The following is a 21,556-nucleotide window of genomic DNA, read 5'->3' as shown; positions in this document are numbered from 1 at the left end:
CGGGTCCGCCCGAGCCGTAGGATCGGGCCGTGCTGCCCTACCTCGTCCTGGCTGCGGTCGTGCCGGCCGTCATGGGGATCGGTGAGGCAGTACGCCGACTGTTCGCCCTGGAGCGTCGTCGGGACCCGCAGGACCCGGTCCCGGCGGAGGGCACGTCGCCGTGGACGTACTTCGACCTCGTGGCCCTGGCGACCCTGGTGGTGTTCTCCGCCCTGCGGTTTGGCATCGGGACCGACTACGACACCTACGCACTCATCTACGGCCGGGTCGACACCGAGGACTGGGCGCGGGAGATCGCCACGGCGCCGCAGGAGCTGGGCTTCACCCTGCTGCTGCTCATCGTCAAGACGGTCGACCCCACCCCCACGACCTTCTTCTGGGTCACGAGCATCCTCACGGTCGTCCCGGCCTTCGTCGCCATCCGGCAGGTGAGCGCCCGCCCCGTCCTCGGGGTCCTCCTCTACGTCCTCTTCGCGTTCTACCTCACGCCGTTCAACCTGGTGCGGCAGGGCATCGCGGTCTCGCTGCTGTTCTGGGCGACGACCTGCCTGCGCCGTCGGCCGGTGCTCTTCGTCGTCGTCGCCGTCGTGGCCGCCTCCATCCACAGCTCGGCGGTCATCGCCCTGGCCGTGATGTGGGTGAGCCACCGATGGCGCCCCACCCCCTGGACCGTCGGTCTCATCCTCGCGGGAGCAGTGGTCGGACTCGTCGGCCTCGACCGGTTCTCCGCCCTCGGCGACCTCGTCGCTCGCCTCAACCCGCGGTACGAGTCATACCTCTCTGCGTCCGGAGCGGGGGTCGGCACCTACCTCCAGATCGTGCTGTTCCTGGCCCTGCTGGTCTACGCGTCCGTGCTGGGCCGCCACCAGAGCCACGGGGTCACCGCACGGACAGCCTGGATGACGACGTTCGTGCTCATCGGGGTGGCCTTCATGATCGTGAGCACGCAGGCGATCCCCTTCGGCCGGCTCGCGCCGTACTTCACGATCTACCTCGTGCTGCTGCTGCCGGATAGGGTGGCGGCCTCGCGGAACCCCGTCGCCCACGACGTCGCCCTAGCGACGGGCGGTGCGGCGTTCTACGCCTTCCACCTGGCGTTCTATGGTGGTCTCATCCCCTACCAGACCTACTTCAGCTGAGCCGTCTCCCGGGCGAACGTCGAGAGCGAGGTGTAGAGGTCCCGGACGAGGATGCGCTTGTCGATGTACCTCGCGGCCTCGCCCCGGACCGTCTCCCTGGCCACCGCCCGCATCTGGTGCGCGAACTCGAGCATCTGAGAGACGTCCGGCTCCCCGACCCGGTAGACCTGGCTGGTCGCCGGGAACACGTCGGGGTGCCCGCCGTAGACCGGAAGCCCCTGGGCCAGGTACCCACGGACCTTCAGCGGGCTTCCCGCCATCCCGTAGCGGTGGAGCGCGAGCGAGGAGATGCCGATCCACGCCCGGGCAGACAGCTCCTGGAGGGCACCCTCGCTCAGGGGTCCGTGGAAGACCACTCTGGGGTCGGACCATCCCGACGACATCGCGGGATCGACCTGCCCGGCCACGTGGAGCGTGAAGTCGGCGTCGCTGCTCGCGAGGCTCTCCAGGAGGAGGTCGAGGCCGTGCCACGGACGGAAGGACCCGGAGGCGAACAGCAGCTCCGGCACCCCTCCCCTGCGGTCGACGGGCTCGGTGTCGACGAGCGCGCCGTTGGGGTAGAGAAAGGTGGGCTTGGGGGTGCGGAGGCGCGCGTTCTCGTAGGCGGCGATCTCCGGCGCGACGGCGACGAGAAGGTCGGCGGCCTGGATGTTTCTCCTGCCGAGGTGGGCCTCGGCCCCGGCCAGCGCCAGGCCCTTCACGGCGTTGCGTTGGGTCCGCAGCTCCGGCACGTCGAGGGTGTGGTGGACGGACCCGACCGTGCAGGCGACCCTGCGCATGTTCGCCGCGGCGAAGGGGTCGTAGGCGTGGTGCCGCAGGAGCAGGACGTCGTAGTCGACGGCCTGCCGCCTGAGCCAGGCGTAATAGGCTCGCCGCAGGCCGATCCACTGCAGGGACTTCCGCTGCGCCCGCTCCCGGGACGGGCGCCAGGGCACCATGATCTGTGCGGGATCTGGTCGCTGCAGCGAGGTGAAGATCCGGGAGTCCCACGGCAGCCCCTCGGCAGCCGCAGCTTCCGCCTCCCAGGCCATCTGCTGGTAGATGCCCGGCTCGAAGACCGACATCAGGGCGGTATGAAGAACCCGGGGCCCCGCCGGGTCGGTGCCGCTCACCGGTCCCCCACCCAGACCTTGCCCCAGCCCAGGAGGAACCGGATCCCGTCCCGGTTCGAGACGATCCACAGGGCCGAGGCCAGCGCGACGGCGAGGACTGCGGGCAGTCCGAGCTGGGCCCCGGCATAGGTGACGCCGTAGGCCGCACCCAGCCAGCTGACCAGCCCGACCACCGACCACCCGGCGGCCCCCGCCCCGTGCGCGACGGCAGTGATGAGGACGGTCACGAGGGCGGCCCCGAGCCCGTAGCCCAGCCCGGCGGACAGCGCCGACACCCGTCCCTGGACGGCGTAGGTGATCCCCCACACGAGGACGGCGGCGCCCAGGCCCACGTACGACAGCACGGCCATCCGTCGGACCTGCTCGTACCCCCGGGCGGAGAGCAGGACGACGGCGCCGATCCTGCTGGCCATCGCGACCGTCGCGGCCCCCAGGACGATGAAGGTGGCGTGGTCCAGCCGCATGTCGGTCCCGAAGACCAGCCTGGCCAGGCGGGGTCCGAACGGCACGAGCACGAGCACCACCGTACCCACCACCCACTGCATGCTGGCCGAGAGCTGTCGCCCCTTGTCCCTGGCGTCTCCCTCGCGCCCGTCGTCGAGGAGGCGGGAGAACCACGGCAGACTCACCTGGGCCAGGGCCGAGGACAGCATCCCCAGGGGAGACACCAGCAGCAGTCCAGCGGCGAGGTAGCCGGCCTCCACGGCCCCGCCCAGCCCGTTCGTCACCACGTTCATGAGGTGCACGAGGCCACCGCTGGCCACGGTGCCGACGACACCCCACCACACGTAGCGTCGGTAGCCGACACCGATCGAGGTCGCCCGGGGGTCGCGCCGGTGCCGCACGAGCACGGACAGGGTGAGGGGGACGTGCAGGACGGTGAGGGCCAGCAGGTAGAAGGGCCACGGTGCACCCAGGAGGACCGCGCCGGCCATCGCGACGACCAGGGCCAGCGCGCCGACCGCCTCGACGAGGATCATCGAGCGCAGGGCTGTCCCGTCGGCGATCGCGATCCCCCGGGCCACCGCCCACTGGCACAGGACGAAGGCGAGCACGGCGGTCGCCAGCGCGACCTGCGGCCCGAAGAAGGGCACGAACACGGCTCCGCAGACCAGCGCGAACAGCAGGCCCAGGGCGTTGCCGTGCCACAGCAGACGCCTCGCGACGGGCCCGGCCCGAGGTCCCGAGATCGGCAGGTAGCGTCCCGCGGCGCTCCCGACCGAGGTCGGCCCCGCCATGGCCGCGAGGTTGGCGGTGCTGACAGCCGTCTGGACGTTGCCCAGGGTGGCGGCGCCGCCGACCTGGCCGACGAGGGCGAGGGCCACCAGCCGGGCGACGTTCGACGTCACGATCCCCGTCAGGTTCCACAGCATGCGACCTGCCAGCTGGCTCGTCGCCGAGGTCCCCGGCCGGGACGGCTCCTCGACCACCGTCACGGTCCTTGGCCGTCGGGGTCGCTCGTCGACGTCGCCGGCACACCCACGGCGGCGCGGTAGACGCGCTCCTCCTCGCCTGCCACGTCGTCCCAGGTCCGACCGCGGGCCGTCAGGGAAAGCTCACGCCGGGACCCGCCCTCGCCCAGCACACGGACCACCGTGCGCGCCAGCCCCGGCACCCCAGCCCGGGCCGGCACCACGTGCTGCGGCAGCTGGATCGCCTCCGGGACCCCCCCGACGTCGAAGCCCACCGCCGGGAGACCGCACGCGTGCGCCTCCGTGATCACGGTGCCCCACCCCTCGCTCCGGCTCGGCACGACCAGCACGTCCGCCCTCCTCATGTGCGACGCCACCTCCGCCGGGCTGACCTGGCCGTGGAACCTCGCGTCCGGGAGCTGGGTCCTCAGACGTGGACCCAGGCTCCCCACGCCCACCACGTCGAGGCCGACGTCGGGTCTCAGGTCCCGCAGGCGGCTGAGGAGCGCGGGGAGCCGGTCGGCGCCCTTGACCTTCTCCAGGTTCCCCACGAACAGGACGTTCGACCCGTGCGGGGGCTCCTCCACACCGACGAAGAAGGTGTCCGGGTCATACCCGTTCGGCACGACGTGCGCGTGCGCACCGACGGTCATCACGCCCCGGACCCTGGACGCGAGGTCCTCGCTCACGCAGAGGACGGCGCCCGCGCCGTCGAGGACCTCGCGGTAGGCCGCGACCCGCCCCCGCATGAACGTGTTCACGTCCTGCCCGTGGACCGTCACCACGTAGGGGACTCCGGAGGCGCGTGCCACGTCCCGCGCGATCGAGCCGGCCGGGAAGAGATACATGCCGTGACCGTGCACCAGGTCGATGCGCTCTCTCACGACCAGGTCCACCAGCGCCCGGGTGGCCGGGACGCGCGAGGCGTCCAGCCGTCGTCGCAGCCGCCGACGGAGGTCGACCGGGAGAAGGTAGTCGCCGTAGGGGCTCGCGGGAGCCGCTGTCTTCGGCGACCTCCCTCGACGTCGGGCGACCGTCGCCAGCGCTCCTCGGCTCACGGTGCGGACCCCGACCGGCCAGACCTCGTGGCCCCGAGCCTCCAGGGCCCGGATGCGCTGGGTGACGAACACCCCGGCGTAGGGACTGCTCGCCGTGGGGTAGAGGTTGGAGAGCAGAAGGACCCGCACCGCGTCAGCCTAGGGCAGAACGGACGCCAGGGCCCTCGACCCCGGCGTGCCGGGCCTCCACCTCGGACACCAGGGTCCCGTACGCCTCCCGGAAGCGGTCGACGCCGTACCTCCGCGCGCGGGTCCACATGGCCTCGGTGTCGGGCGGTGAGGCGAGGAGGCGTTGCACGGCGTCGGCCCAGGCACCGGCGTCGCCCGTGGTCAGGGTCGCGCCGACCCCGTTGTCGAGCAGCTCTGCGGACCCTCGGTTGCGCCGCGCGACGACGGGCGTCCCGGACGCCAGCGCCTCGATGATCACCCGGGGCAGGCCCTCCCGGTGGCTGGGGGCCAGCAGCACCTGAGCGTGCGCCATCCACCGCGGGACGACGTCGGACCGGTCGACGAGGTGCAGCCACGGGCGGGTACGGGCCGCGTCCGCGACCGCACCGGCCAGGGTGCCCTCGCCGATCACCACGAGATCGAGCTCCATCCCCCGGCGGCGGAGCTCGGCGACGGCGTCGACGGCGCACAGCGGGTCCTTGTTGGCGTTGAGGTCGCCGACGAAGAGGGCGTAGGGCGCATCAGCGGGGCGCTCACGGGGCAGGCCGGGGACGCGGTACTCCTCCACCGGCACGCCCGCACCCGGGAGGGCCGTCAGGACCCGCGGCCGCAGGAGGCGCGGCAGGCGCCGGACGAACCGGTGGTCCGCCTCGCTCACCGTGGCCAGCGCCAGCGTGCGGTGCGCCAGGGCCCCCTCGACGAGGCGCGCGGCGTGAGAACGCAGACTTCGGTCACCGGGCTGGAAGTGGAACCCGTGGACGACGTAGACCGTGCGCCGGCGGGCACGACCGGTCGCGACCAGCCGCCAGAGCACGGAGATGATCGGCGACTGCACCTGCACCAGGTCCCAGTCCTGCCGGCTCAGGCCGCGGAGGTGTCCGGCCAGGTCGAGCAGCGTCCGGGACCGCAGGCTCCGCTCGGCCCTGATCTCGTGGAAGGTGCTCCCGGGATGACGCGCCAGGAGCCGCTCCGTCCACGCGTCGCGGGCGGCCGCGAACGTGATCGCGTAGCCCCGGTCGTGGAGCACGCGCCAGGCCTCCGGGCTCTGCAGCGCCAGGCTCCTGGAGACGGTGGCGACCGTCAGGACCCGCAGTCGAGGTTTCCCCATGCGCCATCCTGACACCCAGCCAGCGGCGGCGTCACGCCGAGGCGCAGCGGCCCTCCCCGTCTTCCTCGTCGTCGCTCTCCACGTCGTCAGCGATCTCGACAGCACGCAGGGACGGGCGCTCCTCGGCCTCGCCGTCGGACCCCCGCCGCAGGCACCAGTCGGCCCCGCAGATCACGCCCCTCGCGTGCTGGACGGCCAGTCCGACGACGGCCAGGACGAGGCCGGCGCCGGAGACGGAGAGCGCGATGATGATGTGGGTCGGCACGCGACCGAAGCCTCCTGTGACGGCTCTTGAACGAGGGACCAGAGGAGGCTAGACGTCACCGAGGCCTATTGCCAGCCAGGCCCGCGCCGAGCAGGTCAACCTTGCCGCGGGACTGCGGGAATGACAGGATGCGCCCTGGGGGAGACGCAGGTAGACGCAGGAGGCGACCGTGACACGTCTTGTGGTGCAGATGGATGACAGGGCTGGCTGGGAGGTGTTCGACGACACCGGCCACAGCCTCTTCTACAGCGACCGGCTGCGCGCTGAAGGCTTTGCCCGCCGCAGGTTCGCGCGCGAGGGCGGGACGATCACCGTGATCGGTCGTATGGGCGAGCAGCTCGCCCAGTACGCGGTCAAGCCGTGGAGCGGCCAACCACCGCGCGGTCAGGTCCAGCGACGCCGGCGCCGCTAGAAGTCGTCTGACCTGGCAGGCCGACCGGGGCACCACCCGCCCTCAGCCGGTGGCGATGTCCGCCCACTCCCGCAGCCAGGTCTCGCGCTGCTCCTCGATCTGGCCGGGGTGCACGACGATCGGCTCCTCGGCCAGCGGCGCGAACTGCGCCCACAGCTCGGGCAGCGCGACCTCGTCGTCGACGGGGTACATGTACATGCTGTCGGGGATGCTCGCCTGCACCTCGGGGCTGACCAGCCAGTCGACGACGGCCTGCGCCCCCGCGGGGTTGGCGGCACCGTCGAGCACTCCGGCGTACTCCACCTGGCGGAAGCAGGTGTCCAGCAGCGCGCTCGTCGTCGGCTCCCAGAACCCCTCGGGGATGGTGGACGGCGGGCTGGAGGCGTAGGACAGCACGATCGGACGGTCACCCCCACCACCGCCGGCGGTGAACTCGGCGGTGTAGGCGTCGGTCCAACCGCTGGTGACCTTGGCGCCGTTGGCCATCAGATCCTCCCAGTAGCCCTGCCACTCCGTCAGCCCGAACTCCCCGACCGAGGCGAGCAGGAACGCCATGCCGGGGCTGGAGGTGCTCGCGCCGGGGGTGACGAACAGGTCCTCGTACTCCGGCTTGGTGAGGTCGCGCAGGGTCTGCGGCGGGACGAGACCGTTGTTGGCGAACCAGACGTTGTCGACGTTGACGCACACGTCGCCGAAGTCGACGGGGGTCAGGGCCGCACCGCCGTCGGGCAGCGCGTGCGCCTCAGCGGAACCGGGGAGGTCAGAGGGGGTGTATGCCGTGAACGCGCCGGCCTCGACGGCACGTCCCGCATAGGTGTTGTCGACTCCGAAGGCGACGTCGGCGACCGGGCTGCCGGCGGTGAGCGAGATCTGGTTGGCGAGCTGGCCCGCGTCACCGGCGAGCTGGATCTCCAGCTGGAAGCCGGTGTCCGCCTCGAACTGCGCGACGAGCTCCTCGGGCACGGCGAACGAGTCGTGGGCGAAAAGCACGACCTCGTCCGGGGTGGTCGGCGCCGGCGCCGCCATGGCACTGGTCTGCGCGGTGTCGTCGCTCGTGATGGCGGCGTCCGTGTCGATGTCGGTCTGCGCGGGCACCGTGGGCGCGTCGGCCGTCTCGTCACCGCTGAGCAGGCTGCAGGACGTCAGTCCGAGCGTCAGGGTGGCCGCGAGTCCCAGGGTGCGGAAGTGGGTCATCGTCGTCTCCAATCGACTTCCTTCGCCGGTGCTAGCCGGAGCAGGTTCGAGGGTCTGCGGGCGGTGCCGCACTCTCAGCGCGCGAGGGCGCTCCCCTGTCGTGTACGCCTTCGACAGTAGCACCCGTGTGGCAGGATGCCGCCCATGGGTAACCTCGCCGCCAAGCTCCTGACCACCGTCGCCGCGATCGGTGCAGCGGCCCTCGCCCGCAAGATGACCGACGGCACGTGGAAGCTCGTGACCGGCAAGGACTCCCCCAGCAACCCCGAGGACCCGGACATCGACATCAAGGAGGCCATCGCCTTCGCGGTCCTCTCCGGCGTGGTCATGGGCCTCGCTCGGATGCTGGCCAACCGGCAGGCGACCAAGGTCATGGCCAAGGGCCAGGGCAAGAGCTCGAAGCAGCTGGCGGACTCCATCAACGGCTGAGCCCGTTTGCCACGACGGGGCTGTTTACGGCATAGTTGCGTCGTCCCGACTTTCATGTGCCATACGTTCAGGGGAATTGGCATGCCACAAAACGAATCTGAATTGATGCCAGCGACGCGCGAAATCGCGATCCGCACGTTCTGGATCCTGAGCGACGGCGCATCCTGGGTCGTGGCGGTCCTCCTCGTGCTGTGGACCCGCCTCACCTTCGACCCTGCCGTGCTTGCCTCCCCGGGGCCCTGGCTGACCGCTGGCCTGGCCGCCGCCCTCCACGCCGCCGTCGGGCTGACGTCTGGTCCCTACATGGTTCGGCACATGCGCGGCAGTTTCGACGAGGTCGCCGCCGTGGTGAAGACCGCTATGGTCGCCGGGCTCCTCCTCGTCGCCCTTCTCTGGCTCGCCCCCGACTTCTTCCTTCCGCGCTCGACCGCGGTGCTTGCGCCGGCCCTGGCGATCGTGATGATGCTCGCAACCCGCTTCATCGTACGCAGCTACCGCTCCCGGCAGGTCGCTCAGAATCCCGATGGTGAGCGGGTCATCGTGTTCGGTGCAGGTCTTGCCGGCCGACGCCTCGTGAGCAACATGCTGCACGACGACCGCTCAGAGTTCACCCCGGTCGCCCTGCTCGACGACGACCGCAACAAGCGCCGGCTCAGGATCGAGGGTGTGCGCGTGATGGGCAGCCGCCGCGACCTCATCGCGGTCGCCGAGCGCACGCAGGCTTCCTACCTCGCGGTCGCCATCCCGCGTGCCGACTCAGATCTGATGCGTGATGTCCAGGAGGTTGCGCGCACCGCCGGTCTCAAGGTCAAGGTGCTCCCGCCGATCCAGGAGTGGATGCGGCAGTCCAGCCCGCAGTCCGCCGATCTGAGAGACCTCAATCTGGAGGATCTCTTAGGTCGGCGCGCGGTCGAGCTCGACCAGGACGCTATCTCCGAACACCTCACCGGCAAGGTGGTCCTGGTCACCGGCGCTGGTGGGTCGATCGGCGCCGAACTGTGTCGCCAGATCGCGGCCTTCCAGCCCGCTCGCCTGATCATGCTCGACCGCGACGAGTCGGCCCTGCATTCGACGCAGCTCAGCATCTCTGGCAGGGCCTTGCTGCACGGGGATGACCTCTTGCTGGCCGACATCCGGGACGAGGACACGCTGCAAAGTGCGTTTGCACAGTCCAAACCCGACATCGTCTTTCACGCCGCTGCTTTGAAGCACCTCAGTCTCCTAGAGCGCTACCCCGTCGAGGCATGGAAGACCAACGTGTTGGGCACCCTCAACGTGCTCGAGGCAGCGGCTGCGGCTGGCGTTGGCACCTTCGTCAACATCTCGACGGACAAGGCCGCCAGTCCCACGTCGGTGCTGGGCTGCTCGAAGCGCATCGCTGAGCGTTTGACGGCCCACTTCGCGCAGCACCAGCCTGGACGCTACGTCTCCGTGCGTTTCGGAAACGTGCTCGGCTCTCGCGGATCCGTCATTCCGGCCTTCACCGAACAGATCCGTCGGGGCGGACCAGTGACCGTGACCCATGTCGACGTTGAGCGCTACTTCATGCTGATCCCCGAGGCATGTCAGTTGGTCATGCAGGCTGGCGCGATCGGTCGGGACGGTCAAGCGATGGTGCTGGACATGGGAACACCCGTCAAGATCGTCGACGTGGCCAATGAGCTCATCGCACTGTCTGGGAAAGAGATCGACATCCAGTTCACGGGACTGCGTCCGGGCGAAAAGCTCTCGGAGGTGCTCTTCACCGATGGCGAGGAGCACCAGCCGACGGATCACGCTCTCATGACCGCGGTGGATGTACCCCCACTGTTGCCCGCCACCCTCCCCCAGGCCGGCTCGTCAGTCATCGAGGCGGTCCGTGGCCTTCTCGATCAGCACGGTCACGGGGCCGCAGGCATGGCGAGGGCGTAGCAGGTGAGCGATTGGATCTACCTCTCCAAGGCGGATGTGACCGAGGTCGAAGAGGAGTACGTGCTGAGCGCGATGCGTTCAGGCTGGGTAGCCCCCCTTGGACCGGACGTCGATGCCTTCGAGCGTGAGGTCGCTGATCGGGTCGGTGTGAACCACGCCCTGGCGCTGTCCTCAGGCACCGCCGCCCTGCACCTAGCCCTGCTGCATGCTGGGGCCCGCCCGGGGACCGTCGTGGTGTTGCCGACCATGACGTTCGCCGCGTCCGCGAACGCCGTCGTGTACACAGGCGCGGAACCGGTCTTCGTCGACTCACAACTCTCTGACGGCAACGTCGATCCAGATCTGCTCCTTGACGCCGTCGACACGCTCCGCGCCGAGGGCACAGAAGTCGCGGCAGTGATGGCAGTGGACCTCTTCGGCCGGTGCGTCGACTACGACCGGTTCGTTCGGGAACTGGTCGAGCGGGACGTGCCCCTCGTGGAAGATGCGGCCGAGGCCCTCGGCGCGGCATACCGGGGGCGACCGGCCGGCTCCTTCGGGGTCGCCGCCGCGCTCTCCTTCAACGGCAACAAGATCATGACGACATCCGGCGGGGGAATGCTCCTCAGCGACGATGCGGCTGTCATCGACCGCGCTCGATACCTCGCGACCCAGGCACGTCAGCCGGCGCCTTGGTACGAGCACACGGAGGTTGGCTACAACTACCGGATGTCGAACCTATTGGCCGCGCTCGGCCGCGGTCAGTTGTCGCGCCTCGACGAGATGATCGCCCGCCGGAAACAGATCCGGCTGTTGTATCGAGACGGTCTCTCTGACGTGCCAGGGCTGAGCTTCCTCGGTGACGACCATGAGCGCGACGACAGCGAGGACAACAGTTGGCTGACAGTCCTCACGCTGAACGAGCAGGCGGGCACTGACGTGGACGCTCTGGTCGATGCGCTCGGGTCGGGGAACATCGAGGCGCGGCACGTCTGGAAGCCCATGCACCTGCAGCCCATGTATGCCGGTCATCGCGCCTTCACGACGGGTGCCTCTGAGCGCCTGTTCCACACCGGCGTGACCCTGCCCAGCGGCGCGGGCCTTACCGATGATGATATCCACCGTGTGACGGCGTCGCTGCGAGACACCCTCGAGCGAGCGTGATGGTGGCATACCGCGGCAAGCGCGCACTTGACCTTTCGATCGCTGTCCCTGCGGTTGCACTCAGCGCGCCGCTCCAAGCCATCACCGCGCTGGTCGTCTGGGCGCGGATGGGTCGACCGGTCCTCTTCCGGCAGCAACGACCCGGGCTCCACGGTGAACCCTTCGAGATGGTCAAGTTCCGCACCATGAAGGCGCCCAGCCCCGAGCGCGGTCTCATCCACGATGCGGATCGGCTCACTCCCCTTGGGTCCTTCCTGCGAAGCACGAGCCTGGACGAGTTGCCGACCCTCTGGAACGTCGTAGGCGGCACCATGAGCCTCGTAGGCCCGCGCCCGTTGCTCATGTCCTACCTCGACCGCTACACACCCGCACAGGCTCGCCGTCACGAGGTGCGACCGGGACTCACGGGACTGGCGCAAGTCAACGGGCGCAACTCCATCACCTGGGAAGAGAAGTTTGCGCGCGACATCGAGTACGTGGACAACCACTCGCTCGTTGGCGACCTGAAGATTGTTGCGTTGACGGCGCGACAGGTCCTGCGACGCGACGGGATCTCGGCGGAAGACTCCGTCACCATGCCGGAGTTCATTGGAGGCACCGCGTGAAGGACCTTGTGATCATCGGGGCCGGAGGCTTCGGGCGCGAGACGGTCGACACCGTCAGAGCCATCAATGGGCAGAGACGCACATGGCGCGTCGTGGGGGTGGTCGATGACGCCCCCTCCACCGGCAACCTCGCCCGGCTCAGGGCTCTCGACCTCAGACACCTCGGGGGCATGGACGCTATTCCGGCCCGTACCTCTGTGGCCCTCTGCGTCGGTGACCCCACCGCAAGGGAACGTCTCGCCAATGCCATGTCGGATCAGGGTCTCGACTTCCCGACGCTCATCCACCCGTCGACCACGATCGGCAGCTCGTTCGTCCACGGCAACGGGCTCATCACCCTGGCGGGCGTGTCCGTCGGGACTAACGTCACGGTCGGCGATCATGTCCACCTCAACGCTCACTCCGTCATAGGGCATGACGCAGAACTCAACGACTTTGTAAGCATTAATCCGAACGCGACCGTCTCGGGGGGGGTTCGCATTCAAGAAAACACCCTCGTCGGTGCCGCTAGTGTGATCTTGCAGGACCTGAGGATAGGCCGGCATAGCATCATTGGTGCGGGCGCTTGTGTGACGCGAGACGTCCCACCAACGACGACAGTCAAGGGAGTACCGGCCAAATGACGGCCCCTCCAGGCGGCGACCGGATCATCCTAGCTGTCACTTCCAGCCAGTCGCTGCGGCTCCTGAGAGGCTTTCCAGAGTACCTTGCAGCCAGAGGTTGGGATGTCCACGTCGTGTGCGCCGACGCTCCTGGGAGCGCCGAGGGCTCCTACACCCTTCACTCCCTGCCCATGCACCGCCAGCCCTCTATCTTCCAGGACGCTTTCGCTCTCCTGCGTTGGGTCGTTCTCATGGCACGGCTTCGGCCGAGTGTCGTCGTGGCAGGGACCCCCAAGGCGGGGCTACTTGGCATGGTGGCCTCGTTCGTAACGGCCCGCCCAACCCGAATCTACCTACTTCGCGGCCTCCGCTTGACAACAGAGTCAGGGTCACGCCGACGCCTACTGCGCGTTCTAGAGAAGACCGCCGTGCGCATGGCCACCAAGACTCAGATCGTCAGCCATAGTCTCGCACGCGAGGCGGTCGCCATGAAGATCAGTGACCTTGAGAGTATCGTGGTGGTTGGCCCAGGATCCTCGAACGGCGTTGCCATCCCGCCATTGGCTGAGGCAGAAATTCCACCCGGCGAGCGCCGGGCGCAACTGGGATTAGTAGAGCGGCCCACTATAGGGTTCGTGGGCCGCATCACTGCCGATAAAGGCATCGAAACCCTTGTCAGAGCTTATTCTATGCTGAAACGCACGGGTGCCACAGTTCACCTGCTGATTATCGGCCCCGAAGAGGTGCCCGGATACTTGAAAACTCTCATCGTGCAGGAAGGTCTCCACCCTGAAGACGTGACGTGGGTAGGTTCAGTCTCGGAGCCCGCACCGTATTATCGGGCAATGGAGGTGCTGTGTCTTCCATCGAGACGTGAGGGTTTTCCTAATGTCATTCTTGAGGCGGCCGCACACGGCGTACCGACTGTAGCGTCGCGAGTGACCGGTTGCGTCGATGCAGTCGTGGAACATACCACAGGACTTCTCTTTTCCGTGGACGACACCAAAGACCTAGCCCATGCCCTCGGGACGTTTATTCATGAGCAGAGTCTCCAACGTCGCATGGGCCGAAACGCACGAGAGCGTGCAGTCCAAGAGTTCTCTCGTGAGCATATTTGGCGTTTGACGGAGGAGTTCTACCGTCGCGAAGTCGTGCTGGGCCAAGACTCTAGAAGGAGAAACCGATCCCTTTGGAACTGTAGTGAGACCCAAGGAGCAGCGCCGTGAAGTCGAGTTCACTGAAGAAGACCGCTATCGAAGGCGTGAAGTACACGGGTGGCCTGCCGTGGCGCCGGGCGGCAGCAGAAATGTCGAGTTTCACCGAGAGCACTTTCTGGGACTACCAGCGCGTCGCGTTTCGCCGCCGATACGTCGACGCACTGAATCACGTGCCTTACTACCAGACGTCTGGCCTTTACCCTCAATCCCTACCATGGGAAGGCGGCGTGATAGAGGCGGTTCGTCACCTTCCTTTGCTGTCGAAGGAGACGGTCAAGCAGAATACGAATGAATTCGTTCGAGCGCCACAAAATCCTCTGTCGGCCACTCATTCTACTGGCGGGACAACCGGGACTCCATTGATCGTTCGGGCGGGACTCTTCGAACGTGGCTGGACTAACGCCATTTTGGAGCAACGCAATGTGGTGGTTGCCGGGGTGCGAAACCCTCGCACGGTTCGCCTCTCCGGTTTTCTGGCTGCACCCACCGGCGCCGTAAGCGAAACTCTGCCCGGTACGAATATTGCGTACCTTTCGATCTACTCCCTATCAGAAATGCATCGGGAACAGGTTACCCGATTCCTCCAGGACTTCAGACCACGACTATTCCACGGTTACGCTTCGGCGCTCACACAACTCGCTCGACTCATGGGCCCCAAACCGGTAGACTTGGGTGCCGTGGCGGCGATTTCCACCTCTGAAACATTATCTCCGAGCGATCGAGACCAGATAGAAGATTCTTTGGGTATTCGAGTCTACAATGAGTATGGTTCGCAGGAGGGACAACACCTGATTCTTGAATGTGCGCAACGCTGCATGCACATTCACCCCGCACGCGGAATCGTCGAAATACTGAACTTGCACAACGACGAGCCAGCGACGGTTGGCACACTGGGGCGCGTGGTGGTTACCGGGTTGTTGGCTCGCGAATTTCCCCTCTTTCGGTATGACATTGGCGATACCGCTGTCTCCACGGGCTACGCCTCGGATTGCCCTTGCGGGCTAGGCTGGCCCACCGTCGGCACCGTGCACGGTCGCACCGAGGATCTCGTACGGACCAAAGATGGCCGGAGAATAGGCCTGCTTGCGCACTCGACACTCAAAGATGTCAGCGGCGTGGCGGAGTCGCAAATTGTGCAGAGAGGATATGATCAGTTCGTTTACAGGATACGCTGTGAGCCCGGTGCTGATATTCCTAATATTGAACGGCACGTGAGGGAGCAACTGGAGCGTAGATTGGCATACTCTGCACACGTAACGTTCGAGTACCTGGATCAACCCGTCGAGAGAACAAAAGGCGGCAAATTAAAGGCGGTCGTGGTGGATTTTAGTGTTGAGGAGCCTTGATCCTCCCGTGCTTGAGGCATCTTCCAGATGCGGTTATAGTCAGTCCGATCCCACGAGAGCAGGTCGCAGCTGGTCAGTAAGTGCTGGGGGCGCCGAGCGCAACGCAGCACGCCATCGACCCCCAGCACGGGCCTTTCAAGTTGCCCCCATCAGCGCTCTGTCCGCCAACTCGGCGTATAGACGAGCGCGCCTGGGCGCTAAAATCTCCTCCCTGAAGCGTTCAGCCGTTCGCGTGCTGTGGTCGACTAGGGCCGCATAGTACTCCGGATCCCGGGCCAGGCGCTGTAAGCAACGAATAAGAGCATCCACATCGTCGACTGCGAACTTACCGTCGGGCGCCACAATCTCCCGCATACCCCCAACTGGTGTTGAGATCACGGGTTTTGACCGAGCCATCGCCTCAACTGCGGCACGGGCCACGCCCTCCGTTCGGGACGCGGAAACGAAAACATCCGAACGGTCCAAATAGTTTCGGACATCAGCCGGGGGCACTTGGCCCACAAACGAAACCAAATCAGCAATGCCCAAGCTCTCGGCAAGCGCAGAATAATGCCCCTGCAACGGCCCACCGCCCACAACGGTCAAGGTTGCCTTATGGCCGGCACGACGTAGTCTTGCAACAGCTTCTAGAACCGTTTCCACTCCCTTGTAGTGCTGCGCAATGGACCCAACCACAATAATAGACAAGGTCTCGCTGCTCCGGACTCCCCCGCTCGGACCCTTGAAAAGATCCTTTGGCAATGAGACGCTGGAATACGTAGTCGAATAGGCGCCCCGCTCAGGTGGATACCGCTTCTGAAGATACTCGTCCGTTACATATGCCACGCAGCACGCCCCTCTAACAATCGCCCATTGAGAGGAGGCAAACCAAAATCGCAACAGCGGTCGCAGGGGGTGGCCAACAACACCCTTCGCGAATACGTCCCAAGGATCACCCACCACCTCAACGCCATAGTTTTCCCTCAACCTTCGAGGAGCGGCTACCCACATGACGTTCGCAAGCACACCGGGGACTCGCAGCAACATTGCGTCGGAGCGGCGTCCGGCCCTACGAACTCGACGCAGAACTTTGTATCCCGACCTAACTGACCCTACGAGACCTCGAAAATCCGGAATTTCAATCACCTGGACTCCTGGTCCGTCCACCCGGACATATCCAACAGTGTCTCCCTCCATGGTGGACGTTCGCGCAACAACAGACACGCAATCAAAAGCGGATAGGTACCGGCGAAAAAACTCATAATTCGTCGGACTCTTTACCCAGAACCTTCCCGCCTCATCCTTCACGAAGCGCGCTTCCACCGCCAGCAGCAAGTTCACTTCGCCAACTCTCCACATTCCTTGGATTTGTAGTCGACGGCGCGCTCCGCGAGCCGCCAGTTGCGGTCACTACTGAACGAGAGCCATAAACGGGCCTTTGAGTCGGACGCCGCGGCGTCACCCCCGCCTGTGTCGCTCACTTGCACCCTCACTGCTCCAACTGCGAAGCGAACATCGCCAGCAGCACCTCACGTTTCGCCTCTGGCGCTAGACCCTTCGTCCGTACACCGTTCGCAATGCACCGTGCCTTGTAGGCATCAATTGTGGAGCGCACCCTCGCGGGGCACCCCGCTACAACCACGCCGGTCGGTACGTCCTTCGTTACAACGCTGCCCGCTCCGATGACGCTATGTGCACCTATGGTCACGCCCGGCAGAATAGTAACCCGCGAGCCAATGAAGACATTGTCGTGCACCACGATAGGCGCCACGACGTCCAGGTCTGGCTCTCCGGCACGGAACACCCACACTCCGCCATCGTGGGTGATAAACTGGACCTCAGAACTTACCGTTACGTGGTTCCCCATCCTCACGAGGTACGGCTCCGAGCCAAACGTAGCCCTCGTAGGCGCGATAAAGCGGCAATCATCACCACATACGACACCCCACCGCCTGACGCGCTCGACTGCCGATGGCTGCAGCAGCCGCCTTACCGCCTGCCTCACTGGACCAACGCTCACACGCACATCCTTTCGCCTTTTGTCATGGCTCGCCGATCTTCTTATCTGCACGCACACGCCGAAGAGCTTCGACCGACTTCGGCTTCCCCCTGTCGGACGGACACTCCACGTATAACCGAATCGCGCAGGGCACGACCGCTAGGCAGTCCACGCAACCCTATACGACTCTAAGACGTTGTCGCTGGCAAAAACGCTTTGCGCGAACGACCTTCTGATGGATCCGCGGTCCTCTGCAATCCCCGCCATTATCGCCGCGACCCACACATTGACACTGGCGTTCACTGGTACTAGTATAACTCCCGAGACCTGCGACGCAATCCACGCATTCCCGGGTATATCACTGCACACTACGGGCGTACCTAGCGCCAGTGACTCCAGCACGACACCGGGCAGCCCCTCACGGCTCGACGTAGCCAGGGTAACCGATACATCCGAAAGAAGCCGCCCCGCTTGCGGTATGTACCCGCGCACGATGACGTCCTCGCGCACGGACGCCGGTAAAGAGTCGAGCGCCTCGGTGGCAGCATCGGAAAGGGATCCGATCAGGAGTAACTGCGAGGGGGTCAGATCGTGAAGAGCGTGCCACACCCGAATCGCCAAGTCTTGACGCTTGGATGGCTCACCGCGGCCAATGTTACAGAGCCGCAGGACCGCCCGTTGTTTGGGGGATACATCCGATTGGAGACCTGGGGGTCCTTCCAACTGCGCGACGTCAATCCGGTTGACCATGATTGCACACCTGCGGTCCTGTTCCCATCGCTCGCTCCATCCCGCCTGCAAACTGCCGGGGGATACCCCTGCGATCAACGTCCCACATAAGTCGATCAACCGGCGCGAAATCAAGAGTGCGATGCTGCGCTTGAGACTCGCCTGGCCTCCGATGCCGTCGCTACGAAAATGGGCAATTCTCACTGGCACCCTCATAAATGCGGCGATACCGAGGTATGGACCAGACGCCAAGCCCAAGTTCGAGTGCACAACGTCAAACTGCTCCCGTCGTATGAGGCGGGCGAACCGGACTAAACCAAGGAGTGTGTGCCCAAGGGACTCCAGACCGTGGCCGGCATCGCGTACGGAGGAGTCAAGGGTCGCGGGGGCGCGACTCAGTGTCGCGAACGTAAAACTGATATCCGGAAAGCTCTTCGCCAGCTCGAGCGTGCGAATTTCCGCCCCGCCGACGGCCATACTAGTCATGAGGAAGCAGATTTTAGGGCGCATGACTTTCCTCGGCTCGGTTGTCGAACAATGCAATTTCCCCAGTTGTCGGCTAGACTTACGGAAGCATCCCGGCTACGCAGGGGGGCCGGGGAAGGGCTTGGAGCAGAGACCAGTATGCGGCCTGCGGCACGGCCGGCGCAAACGCCGCTTCGGGGATGAGGCCCCCGGAACACCACCCAGCTGGCGCACGAACGGATCACTTTGGCGGCCCAATCCCGCGATTCTCAGATCCTGGGTTTCGAGCGGCGAAGTAGCAGGCGGTCAATGACATGGAAAAATACGCGAGAGCGCTGGCCCAGGCGGCACCGAGCGCCCCCCGGCCGGGGATGAGTGCGATGGCTGCTACCACAAGGACTACCACTCCGATCAAGCCGGCCGCACTTGCACCAAGTGAGTCTCCTCTGGCCGCCACCACACGTGACAACACCAAGAAGGGGATGAAGCACATCTCTGCTATAAGCAAGACTTGAAACGCCGGCACGGCACCGGCGAACGAAGGGCCATATATGAACGGAAGAATCCATGGAGCGCCGGCGACGCCGACCGCTGCTGGAACCACGGACGCGACCCAGATGACCCCCGTGCGCTTGAAGGCAACCTTGCGACTCACTTGCCCACTTGCGGCGTCGTGCATAATGACTTGCCCTAGCGCTGCGGCAGGGAGCCGTAGCAATCCAGCTGGAGATACCGAAACCGCATAGTACCCCACCTGTGCTGGCGGAGCCATAGCTCCAAGGATCACGGTATCCGCTCGAGTGGCTAGTACTTGTCCGAGGGTCATTCCCATGAGGCGGCTTCCCTGTGCAACTAGGCGACGCTCTCCTTGCGCTGGGCGGGAGTCCGATACTGCGGCACGGCCCACCGTCATTCGGCTCACGCACACGTTAGTTGCGGCCCCCAGCGCATACGCGAGCCCGACCCCCATCAGGCCCGCATCGATCAGTGCACACGTCACGATCGAGCAGAGGGTGACCGCAGTGCCAATAGCGTTTGTGCGGGTGGCCTGGACGGGAAGGCCCAAAGCGTACATTAGGTCGAGCGATTGGTTCGACCAGTAGATCATGATTCCGTAGCTCAGAAACATCGCGAATATCACCGGCCGCGATGGGACCTCGGTTAACGCGGCTAAGACGATGAAAGACCCACACAGTAAGGGAAGCAGGACGAGGAGGAGGTATCGAGACGTTCGCCAGTAGCCAGCGATGCTGACGTCCGGGTCTTGAGGAAGAAGACGTCTAATCGAAATATTCGTTCCTAGCGCACTAATCAGCGCGGCCATTCCCGCCATCGTCAGTATCAACGCCAGGTGGCCCCTACCTTCCGGCAACAAGATGCGGGCACTGAAAACTCCAACGAAGGTCGATAGTCCCACTGAAGCGTAGCTCCACGCGGTAGCACGACCCACCCGTCCTCCAGTTACCCTGATGAGAAGATTGCGCACGCGATTCATCGGCGCATCGAGAATGTTTTCGAGGCATGCTCCAGAATGGTGATCTTTTCTCCCGAGGGGACACATGCCGACCAAGTGTCCCGCGGAGCGTAGAGCCTACGATTTTTCACTCTGCGGGCTGCGTGCGTCTCACTCATGCGAATGTATCCCTTGCCTTCGCTCGATTACCTGACCAAGGAAGTAGCAAGCAATAAGCAAGGCAACCCCCAGGGCGATTGCGGGAATGACTGGCACGAACGAATTCCTAATATGAACGAATAGTGGTGCGGCGATGACAGCAGCCAGTGCAATACGTGCCCTGTTGACCCCAAACGCGTCTAGTTGGCCCATCAGCATGCCGCATAACAACATGACAATGACAACACCGCCGAGGCCGAAGTTATGATACGCCTCGGCTGCAATGGATCCACCAATCTGACCAGCCCTGTCGCCAATCTCAACGTTGAAGAGTCGGTAGTCAGCTTGCGCTGGCGGGCGCAGACCAGGCGCAAGCAACCCCTCCTTTAGGCGGGAGAGCGCAACAAAATACGTTTCGCCGTTCCGCGGGGGCTCACCATTGTGTTGCCAAACGACAACGGTAGCTAACACGCGCAGAGTGCTTCCTAGTTCAGTAAGGGCGTCAAACGGATTCATGTCTCTTAAGGCATCTACCCCAGTCGCCCCCACGCTACGGTACTGCTTGATGAGTGCGACCACGGCAAGCGCGCCAGCATACAAGGCAAGTAATTTGGGGCCTCTAGGCAAGCGAACGTGTCGCGCCAGTGTCGCAAGTCCCACCGCGCCAGCAAACAACACTTCCCCACGAAGTCCAAGGCTCAGGGCTATTAATGCCCACAAGGCGAACAGCGCCAGTGAAGCACGGCGGAACGCGCCGGCAGAACCATTCAGCGTTAGGCTCAACCCGATTGCCATCAATGTGTATTGAGTGCCGAGACCTAGACCTTGCGTGCTATTTAGAAACTCTCCATAGGTTCCCCACAAGACGCTTGCGCCCCCTGCTGCCGTGACGGCCATAGACCAGGAGCCGACCGCGAATGTAAGTACCAGTGATCCCACAAATGACGATGCCCGAGCAAATCCGGAGTAGGGTGAATCAATGCGATCGGAGTGCCTGCCTGGCCCTATTAGAGTCGCCCCCACCAGGTAACTTGCGGCACCCATCATGGCGACCCAAAGGGCGTACTTACCCACCGGCCCCGCGAACCACTCGTAATCCGAATTTCTGGCTAGGTCCGGGAGAGCGTTTACAGACCAGTAGGGTGTGAGTCCGAAATGGAACAGTCCATACACTACGAAGAATAGGAAGCGTAGGGACCACGGTCCTGCTCCTGCTCGATGCGCAAGGGCTAAGAGGCCAAGCGCAAATAGACCGATGGCGCCCAGGGCGAGGCCAGCGTGACTCCATGAGTCCGGGCCAGTTAAGAGCAGGATTGCCAAGAAGCCCCCAGCCGCCAATGGTGACGCGGCATGTCGGTTCGTGCGGCGTAGCCTGTCCACCTGATTCACGCTGCCGCCCATACCGTTCGCGCCGTGGCCCGTACCTGCGGAGACCCTCCGGGTCACAGGCGGTAGACCTTCTCCCCGTCGGTGGCCTTGCCGCGGGTGTCGAAGAACACCTGGGACGCGGAGGCGAGGGCCTGCACGTCGTACTCGCGGTGGTTCTGCACCAGGATCGTCAGGTCCGCCTCGCCGACCGCGGCGGCGGCGTCCGCCACCTTGGTCGCCTCCGGCACGGAGCGCCAGTCCTGCACGTGCGGGTCGTGGAACT

At 65.2% G+C, this 21,556-nt stretch carries 20 protein-coding genes, 1 pseudogene and 1 riboswitch; of the genes and pseudogenes, 9 read left to right on the top strand and 12 right to left on the bottom strand.

Annotated elements, in window-relative coordinates; translation table 11 throughout:
* The first annotated feature begins 29 nt into the window (after positions 1-29).
* Complete coding sequence (locus tag ACI3ET_RS13330) at positions 30-1,139, top strand: EpsG family protein (protein ID WP_405033547.1); 1,110 nt, start codon at positions 30-32, stop codon at positions 1,137-1,139.
* Here ACI3ET_RS13330 and ACI3ET_RS13325 read toward each other — a convergent pair.
* From ACI3ET_RS13325 to ACI3ET_RS13305, 5 genes are read right to left on the bottom strand one after another with little or no spacing between them, the layout of a single operon-like run.
* Positions 1,127-2,251, bottom strand: coding sequence for a glycosyltransferase family protein (locus ACI3ET_RS13325; RefSeq protein WP_405033546.1), 1,125 nt, complete (start codon positions 2,249-2,251; stop codon positions 1,127-1,129). The two genes, ACI3ET_RS13330 and ACI3ET_RS13325, sit on opposite strands and share 13 nt — an antisense overlap.
* Complete coding sequence (locus ACI3ET_RS13320) at positions 2,248-3,681, bottom strand: lipopolysaccharide biosynthesis protein (protein WP_405033545.1); 1,434 nt, start codon at positions 3,679-3,681, stop codon at positions 2,248-2,250. Before ACI3ET_RS13320 ends, ACI3ET_RS13325 begins: the two co-directional genes overlap by 4 nt.
* Positions 3,682-3,683: 2 nt before the next feature.
* Positions 3,684-4,850: a glycosyltransferase gene (locus ACI3ET_RS13315; protein ID WP_405033544.1), complete on the bottom strand. Its 1,167-nt coding sequence runs from the start codon at positions 4,848-4,850 to the stop codon at positions 3,684-3,686.
* Positions 4,851-4,854: 4 nt separating this feature from the next.
* Complete coding sequence (locus ACI3ET_RS13310) at positions 4,855-5,997, bottom strand: glycosyltransferase (protein ID WP_405033543.1); 1,143 nt, start codon at positions 5,995-5,997, stop codon at positions 4,855-4,857.
* Positions 5,998-6,028: 31 nt separating this feature from the next.
* Complete coding sequence (locus tag ACI3ET_RS13305) at positions 6,029-6,262, bottom strand: hypothetical protein (RefSeq protein ID WP_405033542.1); 234 nt, start codon at positions 6,260-6,262, stop codon at positions 6,029-6,031.
* Between the two features lie 190 nt (positions 6,263-6,452).
* Here ACI3ET_RS13305 and ACI3ET_RS13300 point away from each other — a divergent pair, with 190 nt between their 5' ends.
* Positions 6,453-6,674, top strand: coding sequence for a hypothetical protein (locus tag ACI3ET_RS13300; protein ID WP_405033541.1), 222 nt, complete (start codon positions 6,453-6,455; stop codon positions 6,672-6,674).
* A gap of 42 nt (positions 6,675-6,716) precedes the next feature.
* Here ACI3ET_RS13300 and ACI3ET_RS13295 read toward each other — a convergent pair whose 3' ends face one another.
* Positions 6,717-7,868: a thiamine ABC transporter substrate-binding protein gene (locus ACI3ET_RS13295; RefSeq protein WP_405033540.1), complete on the bottom strand. Its 1,152-nt coding sequence runs from the start codon at positions 7,866-7,868 to the stop codon at positions 6,717-6,719.
* Positions 7,869-7,975: riboswitch (TPP riboswitch) on the bottom strand.
* A 37-nt stretch (positions 7,976-8,012) separates the two neighbouring features.
* On the opposite strand from ACI3ET_RS13295, the gene ACI3ET_RS13290 reads away from it, so the two are divergent.
* The 7 genes from ACI3ET_RS13290 to ACI3ET_RS13260 all read left to right on the top strand — a co-directional run bounded on the left by ACI3ET_RS13290 (position 8,013) and on the right by ACI3ET_RS13260 (position 15,121).
* Positions 8,013-8,297, top strand: a complete 285-nt coding sequence (locus ACI3ET_RS13290) for a DUF4235 domain-containing protein (RefSeq protein WP_405033539.1) — start codon at positions 8,013-8,015, stop codon at positions 8,295-8,297.
* A gap of 105 nt (positions 8,298-8,402) precedes the next feature.
* Positions 8,403-10,208 (top strand): polysaccharide biosynthesis protein, encoded by a 1,806-nt coding sequence (locus ACI3ET_RS13285; RefSeq protein WP_405033538.1) that lies wholly within the window; start codon positions 8,403-8,405, stop codon positions 10,206-10,208.
* 3 nt (positions 10,209-10,211) lie between these two features.
* On the top strand, positions 10,212-11,351 hold the full coding sequence (locus ACI3ET_RS13280) for a DegT/DnrJ/EryC1/StrS family aminotransferase (protein ID WP_405033537.1): 1,140 nt from the start codon (positions 10,212-10,214) through the stop codon (positions 11,349-11,351).
* A complete protein-coding gene (locus tag ACI3ET_RS13275) occupies positions 11,351-11,956 on the top strand; it encodes a sugar transferase (protein WP_405033659.1) in 606 nt (201 codons plus the stop codon). Before ACI3ET_RS13280 ends, ACI3ET_RS13275 begins: the two co-directional genes overlap by 1 nt.
* Positions 11,953-12,579, top strand: coding sequence for an acetyltransferase (locus ACI3ET_RS13270; protein ID WP_405033536.1), 627 nt, complete (start codon positions 11,953-11,955; stop codon positions 12,577-12,579). The genes ACI3ET_RS13275 and ACI3ET_RS13270 overlap by 4 nt, the downstream gene beginning before the upstream one ends.
* Entirely contained in the window at positions 12,576-13,784 is a 1,209-nt protein-coding gene (locus ACI3ET_RS13265) for a glycosyltransferase family 4 protein (protein WP_405033535.1), read from the top strand. The genes ACI3ET_RS13270 and ACI3ET_RS13265 overlap by 4 nt, the downstream gene beginning before the upstream one ends.
* Positions 13,781-15,121 (top strand): phenylacetate--CoA ligase family protein, encoded by a 1,341-nt coding sequence (locus ACI3ET_RS13260; RefSeq protein ID WP_405033534.1) that lies wholly within the window; start codon positions 13,781-13,783, stop codon positions 15,119-15,121. The genes ACI3ET_RS13265 and ACI3ET_RS13260 overlap by 4 nt, the downstream gene beginning before the upstream one ends.
* Positions 15,122-15,256: 135 nt before the next feature.
* On the opposite strand, the gene ACI3ET_RS13255 is transcribed toward ACI3ET_RS13260, so the two are convergent.
* The 6 genes and pseudogenes from ACI3ET_RS13255 to ACI3ET_RS13230 all read right to left on the bottom strand — a co-directional run.
* Positions 15,257-16,111 carry a glycosyltransferase family 4 protein gene (locus tag ACI3ET_RS13255; RefSeq protein ID WP_405033658.1) on the bottom strand — a complete coding sequence of 285 codons (855 nt, stop codon included), beginning with the start codon at positions 16,109-16,111 and terminating at the stop codon, positions 15,257-15,259.
* 478 nt (positions 16,112-16,589) lie between these two features.
* Positions 16,590-16,967 carry an acyltransferase gene (locus ACI3ET_RS13250; protein WP_405033533.1) on the bottom strand — a complete coding sequence of 126 codons (378 nt, stop codon included), beginning with the start codon at positions 16,965-16,967 and terminating at the stop codon, positions 16,590-16,592.
* Between the two features lie 291 nt (positions 16,968-17,258).
* On the bottom strand, positions 17,259-17,849 hold the full coding sequence (locus tag ACI3ET_RS13245; RefSeq protein ID WP_405033532.1) for a glycosyltransferase family 4 protein: 591 nt from the start codon (positions 17,847-17,849) through the stop codon (positions 17,259-17,261).
* 685 nt (positions 17,850-18,534) lie between these two features.
* Positions 18,535-19,788, bottom strand: coding sequence for a lipopolysaccharide biosynthesis protein (locus tag ACI3ET_RS13240; RefSeq protein WP_405033531.1), 1,254 nt, complete (start codon positions 19,786-19,788; stop codon positions 18,535-18,537).
* 129 nt (positions 19,789-19,917) lie between these two features.
* Entirely contained in the window at positions 19,918-20,802 is an 885-nt protein-coding gene (gene wzy / locus ACI3ET_RS13235; RefSeq protein WP_405033530.1) for an O-antigen polysaccharide polymerase Wzy, read from the bottom strand.
* A gap of 545 nt (positions 20,803-21,347) precedes the next feature.
* Positions 21,348-21,556 (bottom strand): annotated as a pseudogene (locus ACI3ET_RS13230) (nucleotide sugar dehydrogenase); the annotation flags it as partial.

It is taken from the genome of Ornithinimicrobium jinqii, assembly GCF_045032595.1.
GTDB lineage: Bacteria > Actinomycetota > Actinomycetes > Actinomycetales > Dermatophilaceae > Ornithinicoccus.
Note: the sequence above shows the minus strand (reverse complement) of the source record. Positions and strands in the feature narration are given on the sequence as shown.

Bases quoted from the DNA above. Each gene is read 5' to 3' on its own strand.
- ACI3ET_RS13310 (WP_405033543.1), bottom strand. From the start codon at position 5,997: ATGGGGAAACCTCGACTGCGGGTCCTGACGGTCGCCACCGTCTCCAGG.
- ACI3ET_RS13300 (WP_405033541.1), top strand. From the start codon at position 6,453: ATGGATGACAGGGCTGGCTGGGAGGTGTTCGACGACACCGGCCACAGC.
- ACI3ET_RS13295 (WP_405033540.1), bottom strand. From the start codon at position 7,868: ATGACCCACTTCCGCACCCTGGGACTCGCGGCCACCCTGACGCTCGGA.
- ACI3ET_RS13290 (WP_405033539.1), top strand. From the start codon at position 8,013: ATGGGTAACCTCGCCGCCAAGCTCCTGACCACCGTCGCCGCGATCGGT.
- ACI3ET_RS13285 (WP_405033538.1), top strand. From the start codon at position 8,403: ATGCCAGCGACGCGCGAAATCGCGATCCGCACGTTCTGGATCCTGAGC.
- ACI3ET_RS13275 (WP_405033659.1), top strand. From the start codon at position 11,351: ATGGTGGCATACCGCGGCAAGCGCGCACTTGACCTTTCGATCGCTGTC.
- ACI3ET_RS13265 (WP_405033535.1), top strand. From the start codon at position 12,576: ATGACGGCCCCTCCAGGCGGCGACCGGATCATCCTAGCTGTCACTTCC.
- ACI3ET_RS13255 (WP_405033658.1), bottom strand. From the start codon at position 16,111: ATGTGGGTAGCCGCTCCTCGAAGGTTGAGGGAAAACTATGGCGTTGAG.
- ACI3ET_RS13250 (WP_405033533.1), bottom strand. From the start codon at position 16,967: ATGGGGAACCACGTAACGGTAAGTTCTGAGGTCCAGTTTATCACCCAC.
- ACI3ET_RS13245 (WP_405033532.1), bottom strand. From the start codon at position 17,849: ATGGTCAACCGGATTGACGTCGCGCAGTTGGAAGGACCCCCAGGTCTC.
- ACI3ET_RS13240 (WP_405033531.1), bottom strand. From the start codon at position 19,788: ATGAATCGCGTGCGCAATCTTCTCATCAGGGTAACTGGAGGACGGGTG.
- wzy (WP_405033530.1), bottom strand. From the start codon at position 20,802: ATGGCCGTCACGGCAGCAGGGGGCGCAAGCGTCTTGTGGGGAACCTAT.